The sequence below is a fragment of the Actinokineospora sp. PR83 genome, from assembly GCF_021056305.1.
Lineage (GTDB): Bacteria > Actinomycetota > Actinomycetes > Mycobacteriales > Pseudonocardiaceae > Actinokineospora > Actinokineospora spheciospongiae.
In genome coordinates, this window is the sequence record NZ_JAJCXD010000112.1 from 19,982 (window position 1) to 29,222 (window position 9,241).

The 9,241-nt window shown below is 75.4% G+C and carries 5 protein-coding genes; 1 reads left to right on the plus strand and 4 read right to left on the minus strand.

Annotated features, from left to right (window positions below; translation table 11 throughout):
- The coding region (locus tag L6E12_RS30900) for a hypothetical protein (RefSeq protein WP_236231458.1) at nucleotides 1-373 on the plus strand (373 nt) is incomplete at its 5' end.
- Nucleotides 374-442: 69 nt separating this feature from the next.
- Here the strand turns inward: L6E12_RS30900 and L6E12_RS30905 are convergent.
- The 4 genes from L6E12_RS30905 to L6E12_RS30920 form a co-directional block, all read right to left on the minus strand.
- Nucleotides 443-6,229: an ExeM/NucH family extracellular endonuclease gene (locus L6E12_RS30905; protein WP_236231459.1), complete on the minus strand. Its 5,787-nt coding sequence runs from the start codon at nucleotides 6,227-6,229 to the stop codon at nucleotides 443-445.
- A gap of 242 nt (nucleotides 6,230-6,471) precedes the next feature.
- Nucleotides 6,472-6,879, minus strand: coding sequence for a hypothetical protein (locus L6E12_RS30910; RefSeq protein ID WP_236231460.1), 408 nt, complete (start codon nucleotides 6,877-6,879; stop codon nucleotides 6,472-6,474).
- Nucleotides 6,880-6,981: 102 nt separating this feature from the next.
- Entirely contained in the window at nucleotides 6,982-8,091 is a 1,110-nt protein-coding gene (locus L6E12_RS30915) for a serine hydrolase domain-containing protein (protein ID WP_236231461.1), read from the minus strand.
- 106 nt (nucleotides 8,092-8,197) lie between these two features.
- Nucleotides 8,198-9,241: serine/threonine-protein kinase (locus L6E12_RS30920; RefSeq protein ID WP_236231462.1), on the minus strand; the 1,044-nt coding region annotated here is incomplete at its 5' end.

The window sequence follows — 9,241 nt, forward strand, 5'->3', positions numbered from 1 at the left end:
CTGCGGCACCTCGATCGCCACCCTGACCCTTGTGGACAGACGTGCCCTGGACGGTGGGTTCGCCGCGGTGGGGGTGGCGGGGTTGTTCGTGGTCCCGGTGGTCCTGCTGGCCTTGCGGCGCGGGAGGATCGGGAGCGATCCGCGGACCGCGTTGGGGCACGCGGTCTCGCGGCGGTTGCGGGAGCGGGTGGTGCACACGCGGGCCGACGCGGTGGCGGGTGGTGGGCTCGCGGCGATCGAGGACCCGTTGGTGCGGATGAGCGTGCAGGACGTCGAGCCCGACGGGGTGTGGGGGCCGTCGGCGAAGGGGGCCGCGCGGGACCTCACCGAGTTGAACTGGTTGGCCGACGAACTCGTCCACAACACGGTCTGACGGCCCACACCCGTCACAGGAAGAGGACCCCGGCGCGGATCGCGCCGGGGTCCTCTCGTCACACCGTTCCTACTTCAGCACGACCGGCACCGCGACCACCTGGTCCGGCACCCCGGGGAAGGTGACCTTGATCGACACGGTCACCGGTCCGACCGGCTTCTTCGCCGTCTTCCACAGCAGCACGAACGTGTTGGTGGACAGGTCGTACACCGGCTGGGCCGCCGCGAGGGACTGCGCGCCCGATGCCGACACCGTGACCCGGCCGCTGAGCAGCAGCAGGATCGAGGTGAGCGGCAGCGGCCTGCCCGACGCGTCGGTGAGTTGGAAGCGGATCGGCACGACCGCGCCCGCCTGGGCCGTGGCGCCCGGGGCCAGGACCTTCACCCCGACCTGCACGGACTGGGTGAGCGTGCCCGTGCTCGGCGCGGCGCCCGAGTACACGGCGGTCACCGGGTGCGCGCCGAGGCCCAGCGTGGAGATCGGCTCCGACACCGCCTTGCCGCCGACCACCGCCACCGGCCCGCCGAACGCCCGGCCGTCCACCGCGAACTGGACGGTGCCCCCGGTCGCGCCGGAGACGGTGGCGGTGAACCGGACCGCGGCACCGACGACCGACGGGTTCGCCGAGGAGGTGACCACCGTGGTCGTGGTGGCGGGAACCACCACGACCGAGTACTCGCGGCTGGTGTTCGACACCGCGTTGGACGCGGTCACCGTGAACGCGTGCGTGCCCGCGGCCGTGGGCGTCCCGGACAGGACACCGGCCGGGGACAGGGTCAGGCCCGGCGGCAGGGTGCCCGCCGAGACCGACAGCACCACCGGTTCGCCACCGGTGTGCGGGACGGTCGCCGAGTACGCGGTGCCGACCTTGCCGTCCGGCAGGGTGCCCGACAGCGCCACCGGGTCCACACCGTCGTAGGTGGCGGTGCCCGTGGCGGGGAGCAGGTCGGCGGAGCCCGAGTACGCGGCGGTCACCGGGTGCCCGCCCACCGCGGCCGGGACGGTGATCGACGCCGTGCCGTCCACGAGTTCCGCCGTGCCGAGGGTGGTGGTGCCCTCGGTGAACGCGACCGTGCCGGTGGGCGGCACCGGGCCGGTCACCGCGGCGGTCAGGACCACTGCACCGCCGGTCGCGACCGGTGACGGCGCGGCCGTCACCGACACCGCCGCCGCACCCCGGTCGACGTGCACCGAGGTGGCGAACTCCGTCGCGCCGTAGGCGTTCGTGGCGCGCACGGTGAAGGCGAAGTCACCCGCCGCGGTCGGCACGCCGACCAGGGCGCCGGACTCGGTCAGCGACAGCCCCGGCGGGAGCGACCCCGCCGAGACCGTCGTGGCGGCCGGGCGGCTCAGGGTGAACCCGTGGGTGTACGGCGCCCCGACCGTGCCCGCCTGCGGTGCACCCGAGACCTCCGCCGCGGCGCCCAGGTCCAGTCCGACCAGGACCGGGTCGTGGTCGCTGGTGCGGAAGCGGTCCGGCGCGTACAGCGACGCCACCTGGCCCGGGGTCTTGAAGTCGGTGTTGTAGTCCAGCACCGACGGCTCGTCCGCGTTGTGGTGGGCCTCCCCCGCGCCGGTCACCTGCGGGGTGAGCGACGCCGACGACAGCGCGTGGTCGAGGTAGCCCCACTGGCCGTCGAACACGTACGAGTAGGTGTCCTCGCCCTGGTACTCCTTCGCCAGGTTCGTGTACCCGGCCGCCGCCAGGGCGGTGATCGGGTCCTCGCCCGCGTAGGAGTTCAGGTCGCCGACGATGAGCACGTCCGGGTCACCGGCGGCGGGCACGACCGTGCCGCCGAGCCAGCTCGCCAGCTCGTTCGCCTGCTGGGTGCGCCGGGCGTTCCAGCAGCTCTGGCCGTCACCCTGGTCGGTGTCCGGGCCGGTGGTGGGGCAGGAGCCCTTGGACTTGAAGTGGTTCGCGGTCACGGTGAACCGCGCACCGGCCGGGGTCCGGAACGTCTGCGCGACCGGGCGCCGCTCGAACACCGGGTTCTGGTCGACGAACGTCGCGCCCGCGACCGGGGTCACCCGGGCCGGGCGGTAGAGCAGCGCGACCTTGATGGCGTCGGTGCCCGCCACGTCGACCACGCCGGTGGCCGCGTCGGCGTCGACGAACGCCCAGGAGCCGGGGCCGTCGACCGCGTTGAGGGCGTCGACCAGTGCCTGGATGGCGCTGGTCGGGCCGTAGCCGTCGTTCTCGATCTCCATGACGCCGGTGACGTCGGCGTCGAGGAAGCGCAGCGACTCGACCTCCTTGGCGAGCTGGCGCTGGTACTCGGTGTTGTTGTTCGCGCCGCGGCAGTCGGCCGGGCCGCCCGCCGTGCCGAAGCGGCAGCCGGTGTAGGTGTTGAAGAAGTTGAGCAGGTTCGCGCCCGCCGTCTTCACCGCGCCCGCGCCGACGTCCGGGCGGCTGGTGGGCCGCTCGTTGACCGGGTCGAAGGTGGCCGTGCCGCCGAGGGCGCCGATCGGCCGCAGCCGGTAGGCGTTGCCGGAGGCCGCGTTGCCCGCCCAGGTGTAGGTCAGCACGCCGACGGCGTCGGTGACGGTGTCGCCGCCGCGCAGGGTGTTCGCCGCCGACAGCGGCTGCCCGCCGCGGCCGAAGGCGATCGGGTCGGGGTTCTGCGCCTGGGTGGCGTCGTCGATGATCAGGCGGTTGAGGTTGTTGGCGTTCTGCTGTGCCGCCACCGCCGCGGTGTCCGAGGCCGGGATGATCGAGGTCGGCTGCGGCAGCTTGCCGCCGGAGGAGACCACGACCTGCCCGAACCGGCCGAGCTGGAAGTGCTCGGTGACGGTCACGGTCTGGTGCAGGCGCACCAGCATCCCCTCGTACGGCTCCAGGTCCGCCGCGCTGGTCCGGGGCAGGGTGACGTCGGTCGGGGTGACCGGCGCCCGGGTGCCGCAGGACCGCACGTTCGCGGTGGTCGGGGAGAGCTGCGTCTGGCCCTGGAACTCCGAGACCGGGCCGCTCACCTCCACCACGTCGCCGTTGGACACCAGGTCGGCGCCGTTGTCGAAGACGAAGATCCCGTCCGAGGTGGCCGGGTCGCCGTCGCCGCCGTCTTGCAGGTAGAAGCCGCGCAGCGCGGGGCCGGCGCCCTCGTGGTCGGCGACGACGGTGCCGCGCACGGTGACCGATTGGCCCGCCCTGGGGCTGGTGTCGGTGGTGCCCTGCACCGAGCCGATGGTGGCCACCGGGACGGTGCACGCCGGGGCGGCGCCCACGGTCACGGTCGCGCTGATCGACTTGCGCTGCGCGAGCGGCAGCTCCTTGGCGATCACGCCGTCGCCGTAGAACGCGGTGTCGCCGGAGTCGGCCAGCACCTGGATCGTGGAGGTGTCGGTGAGCGAGTCCGGCACCGAGACGATCGCCTCGGGCTTGCCGGTGGCCGCGACGGCGTCGAGCGAACCCGCGCGGACCACCGGCTGGTGGGTGGCGTCGCCGTCCCAGCTGTAGAGCCTGAACTCACCCGCCGCACCGGTTCCGCCGTCGGACGGACCGGCGATGACGAGGTACTGGTTCGCGGCGTTCTTGCGGATCTCCCGCACGCCCCGGCCGCCGAGGTCCCAGCGCAGCGCGGACCCGAAGGTCGCCGCGGTGCCGGTGGTCGGGTTGGCCGCGACGAGCGCCGCCGGGTTGGTCAGCGGGACCACGACCGCCTTGCCGTCGGCGGTGACCGGGCCGCGCAGGGCCAGCAGCAGGTCGCCGTTCGGGGCGAACTCGGCGCCCTCCAGGTTGAACCCGGTCGGGCCGGAGCCGTCGCCCTCGGGGGCGCGGGTGGCCGCGGCGGCCAGGCCGAGCGCGGCGCCGTTGGTGTTGTCCCAGGCGATCAGGTCGTCGCGCAGGTTCTGGTAACTGCCGCCCAGGGCGAGGGTGGCGGTGGTTCCGGTGCCGGACACCGTGGTGGTGAACAGCTCCTGGCGGTTGAGCCGGGTCTTGGCGGAGGAGTTCTGCCCCTGCGAGCCGACCCAGTAGATGGTGTCGCCCCGCCGGGCCGCGGCCTCGATGTCGATCTCGCGGGTGACGTCGGAATCGCGCAGGGCCAAGCCCGCCGCGCGGACGTCGAACGAGGACGCCGGGTAGCGGGAGTGCTCGCGGTCGTAGACGCGCAGCACGTTGGTCTCGTCGTCGGCGACGACCATCGCGCCGCCACCGAGGTCGACGGCGGTGCTGGCGTCGCTGCCGCCGTAGTGGTTGTGCGTGCCCGCGGGCAAGGCGGCGGAAACCGAGACCGGGAAGGTGGTCTGGGCGGTCAGGTCGCCGTCGGAGACGGTGACCGTCAGCGTGGTGTGGCCGACGCCGACGGGGTTGACCGTCAGCGTGCGGGTGGCACCGGTGCCGGTGGTGCCGCCGGTGGCGATGGCGGGGTCGGCGCTGGTCACGGTGGTGGTCAGACCGCTCGCCGGGGACTGCGCGTCGGCGACGTCGACCGTGCGGACCGCGGGCGGGTTGTCCGGGTCGCCGATCGTCACGGCCAGCTCGGGCACCGGGACCGGGCTGATCGACGGCGCGGTGTTCGGCGCCGTCGACACGGTCACGGTCGCGGTGCGGCTGTCCGCGGTGCCACCCGGGCCGCTGACGCGGACCCAGTAGGAGGTGCTGCCGGTCAGCGGCGGGGTGGTGAAGGAGGCGCTGTCGGTGCCCACCGGGGTCGACTGGTCGCCCGCCGGGCCCTGGAACCACTGGTGGGACAGCGGACCGGTGCCCGAGGCGGCGACGGTCAGCGTCGCGGTGCCGCCCGGCCCCGCGGTGGCGTCGGCGGGCTGGGTGGTGATCGACGGCGCGGTCGGGGCGGTGTCCGCCGCCGGGGCGAACGCGACACCGCGCAGGGCGGTGTTGGCCGCCCCGGTGCGCAGCGTGGTGCCGGTGGCCGCGATCGGGGCCGCGGGGGCGGCGGTGTCCTCGACCCGGACCAGGGCGCCGGTGCCGGTGCTGGTGGTGGCGAACAGCGTCACACCGGACGGGGTCACCTGCCCGGTGATGCCGCGCGCGCCGCTGCCGTTCGGCCGGAACGAACCCTGCGCGGTCCAGGCGGTGCCGTCCGAGGAGAACTTGAGGACACCGCCACCGGGGGCGGCGGAGTCGTCGGCGACGTAGAGGGTGTCCACCCCGGGCACGGCCGGGTCGCGGTCGAGCGCGACGACCCCGTACGGGCTCGGCGCCGCCGCGACCAGGGTCGCGGTCTGCCCGGCGGTGGTGGGCTGACCGGCGCCGAGGGTGTAGACGCCGGTGGTGCCGCTGCCGGTGGCGAAGAAGAGCTGACCGCCCGCCGCCGTGACCGTGCGGATGTTCGTGGGGGTCGTGGCGAGCTGGGTGCTCGCGCCGCCGCCGTGCGGGACGTACCGCACGCCGCCGTTGGCGCCCACGGCCCAGTGCCCACCGCCGTCGGCGGAGGTGGCGGCGCGGATGTTGTTGCCGCTGAACGCGTCGGTGACCGCGGTGGAGCTGTCCACGGTGCCGTCACCGGCCACGCGGGCGACCACGCGGTTCACCGAGGCGGTCGTGGTGCTCGCGACGCCCGCCGTGCCGGGGGCGGCGTCGTAGCCGCCGAGGGTCAGGTGGCGGCCGTCCTGGGACAGGGACAGGGCGCCCTCGGAGGTGGCGCTGCCGCTGAGGGTCACCCGGCGGTTCGCGCCCGCGGTGGCCGTGGGGAGCGGGGTGGACCGGACCAGGGTGCCGGTCGCGGTGTACTCGTCCAGGAAGGCGGCGGTGGCGGTGTTGCCGAGGGCGGCCTCACCGGTGCCCACGCGCAGGACGACCACGTCGCCGGGGGTGAAGGGGGCGGCGGACGCGGGCTGCGCGGCCAGGACGGCGATCGAGGGTACGACCGCGACGGCGGTGACCAGCGCGACCGTCAACGGCCTCGGTGGTCGGGTTCTGCGGAGTCGCAAAGGTGCTCCAAGCGGCGGGGGACCGGGACCTGCGGCGACCCCGGCCGCCGGTTGGGCCGGGCGTCGCCCGCATGGGCGTCGTGGGCGGCGAGGACCGCGTTACCGCGAACCACCGCCCGCACCCCGCATGTCACCTGCTGTTCCCCCGGATTCCGCCGACCGGCCCACACCGGTGCGCGCGAACGCCCCGGTACCCGGTACGGCCCCGCTCAGCCCGACTGCGGCGGCTGCTGCCCGTGGGATTGCTGCGGGTGGCCGTGCTGGGGCTGCGCTTGCTGCGGGAGCGGACCGGGCTGCGGGTACTGCTGCTGCGGCGGACCGTACTGCGGCGCCTGCCACTGCTGCGGCTGCGGCGCGGGGGCGACCCGCCGGGGCGCGAACGCCACGGCCCCGACCATCCACGCGGCCCCCGCCACCGCGAGCACCCCCGCCAGCGTCGTGGCGGGCCCGAAGTCGTCCAGGTCGGGCTCGTCGTAGACGACCACCTGCGTGCGGAAGTTCGCCGTGGTGGGGCGGCTGGAACTCCCGCTGTCACCGAGGTTGAGAGTGCCGAGGACGACAAATCCGGCCGAGCCGAGCAGGCACAGCACGCCGAGGACGAAGCACGTGATCCGCATGACGGCCACCCTGGCACACCCGCCGCACCGGCACCCCGGAATCCGCACCACTGGCCGCCGCACGGCACCCCGCCGAGGTCCGCGGCGCCGGGCGGGCACCGGTCAGGCGGCCAGGGCCCGGTAGGCGGCCTCGACCAGGCTGAGGCCCCGGGGGTCGCGCAGGCCGGCCGTGGTCATCCGGTTCATGGTGTAGGTGACGACCAGGCGGGCATCGGTGTCGACCACCGCGAGGGAACCGCCTCGGCCACCCCAGAAGCAGGTGCGCGGGTTGGGGGAGAGGGGCCAGTGCGGGTCCACGAGGGCGTAGCCGATGCCGAAGGTGATCGGCACGCCCAGGACCAGGTCGGTGCCCCGGGATTGTCGGCGGAACACGTGCCCGCGCCCCGCTTCGGACAGCAGTGCGGTGTCGGCACCGGCCAGGGCGGAAAGGATTGTGGCCACCGAGCGGGCGTTGCCGAAACCGCCGACCGCGGGGATCTCGGCCCGGCGCCACTCGGGCGTCCAGGTGTCCTCGGGCTCCACCAGTCGGCGGACGAGAACCGGCGGGACCGCGGCCGTCGGTGGGGCGGACTGCGACGGCGGGATGCAGTCGGCCACCCGGTGGTCCTGGGAGGCGGGCAGGGACATGGCGAAGTCGGCGCCCAAGGGGCCGGAGACCTCCGCGGCGAGGAAGTCCCCGACGGTGCGGCCGGTGACGCGGCGGATGACCTCGCCGACCAGGTGGCCCTGGGTGGTGACGTGGTAGCCCGAGGCCGTGCCCGGTTCCCAGCGGGGGGCCTGGCGGGCGAGCAGGGTGGTGGCCTTGTCCCAGTCGTAGAGGTCGGTCACGTGCAGGGGGGTGTCCCAGTCGGGCAGGCCCGCGGTGTGGGCCAGGAGGTGGCGGACCTCGACCCCGCCCTTGCCCGCGGCGGCGAACTCCGGCCAGTACCGGGACACCGGCGCGTCCAGGTCGATCTCGCCGCGGTCGGCCAGGACCAGGGCGCACAGGTTCGTCACCGTCTTGCTGGTCGACCAGACGCAGACGAGCGTGTCGCGCGCCCACGGCGTGGTCCGCGCCGCGTCGGTGTGACCGCCCCAGAGGTCCACGACCGGTTCTCCGTCGAGGTGGACGGCAGCGGCGGCGCCGACCTCGCCGTGGGAGGCGAACAGGTCGGCGAAGGCGGCGCGGACGCCCGCGAAGCGCTCGTGGCAGGTGCCGTGGACCGGGGTCACGGGCGCGGGCGCATGGCGGCGGGGGCCCGGGTGGCCACCGGCGGGAACCGGGGCGCGACGCCCGCGGAAGTCGGCGCGCAGGCGAGCGAGCTGCTCGTCGTCCGGCTCAACGCGAACGCCACCACCGCAACCAAGCCGCCAGGGGCATACGCCGCCAGGGCGACTCCGACTCGTCCGAGAGCGGAGCGGCCGGGGCAGGGGGCGGCGATCGGCGCGGCAGTTCCACCGGGTCGGACGCCCGACGCGGCAGCGGGACGTCGACCAGGGCGGCGCGGTCGGTGTAGGCGGCCCAGCGGCGGGTCGCCTCCCGGGCGGTCGGGCGGTGCTCGGGGTGCTCGTGCAGGCAGGACGCGACCAGCTCCCACACCGAGCCCGCCATGCCGTCCGGCCGGGCCGGGCCGGGTGCGGCAGGCGGGTGGCCCACGAGCACCTCGTAGGCGGTGGCGCCCAGCGCGTACACGTCCGCCGCGGTGCCCGGCCGGTCGCCGCGGCGGACCTCCGGGGCGGCCACGTCCGGGGTGCGCACCAGGCCGGTGGCCAGCCCGAAGTCGCCCAGCAGCGCGGTGCGCGCCGATTCCGGACCGGTGAGCAGCACGTTCTCCGGTTTGAGGTCCCCGTGCACCACGCCTGCGGCGTGCCCGGCGGCGAGGCCCGCGGCGGTCTGCGCGAGCAGCGCGGCGGCCTCCCCCAAGGGCAGCGGACCGCGGTCGAGGACCCCGCGCAGGCTCTCCCCGTCGACCAGGTCCATGACGACGCCGACCCGGCCCCGGTCGACGAGGACCTCGTGCACGCGCACCAGGTTCGGGTGGTCGAGGCCGGTGACGGCGGCGGTGGTGGAGCGGAACCGGTCCGGGTCGCGGCTCAGCTCGGCGCGCAGCAGCCGCACCGCCACCGCGGTGCCGTCGGCGCACCGCGTGCCCGCGAGCACGGTGCCGGTCGCGCCCCGGCCGATCGGTTCGCCGAGCAGGTAGCCGCCGAACACCCGGTCCGGTGTGGACACCGCGGTCGCGGCCGGGCGCACGGGTTCGGCCAGGCCCGCGACGACGGCGGCGGTGAACGCGCGGACGGTGCAGGGCCGCCGGGCCGGGTCGGTGGCCAGGCCCGCCCGCAGCGCGGCCACCGCGGCGGCCGGGGCCAGGCCGCGCGGGAA

Excerpts from the sequence above, each read along its gene's own strand:
- L6E12_RS30910 (WP_236231460.1), bottom strand. The coding sequence starts at position 6,879 with ATGCGGATCACGTGCTTCGTCCTCGGCGTGCTGTGCCTGCTCGGCTCG.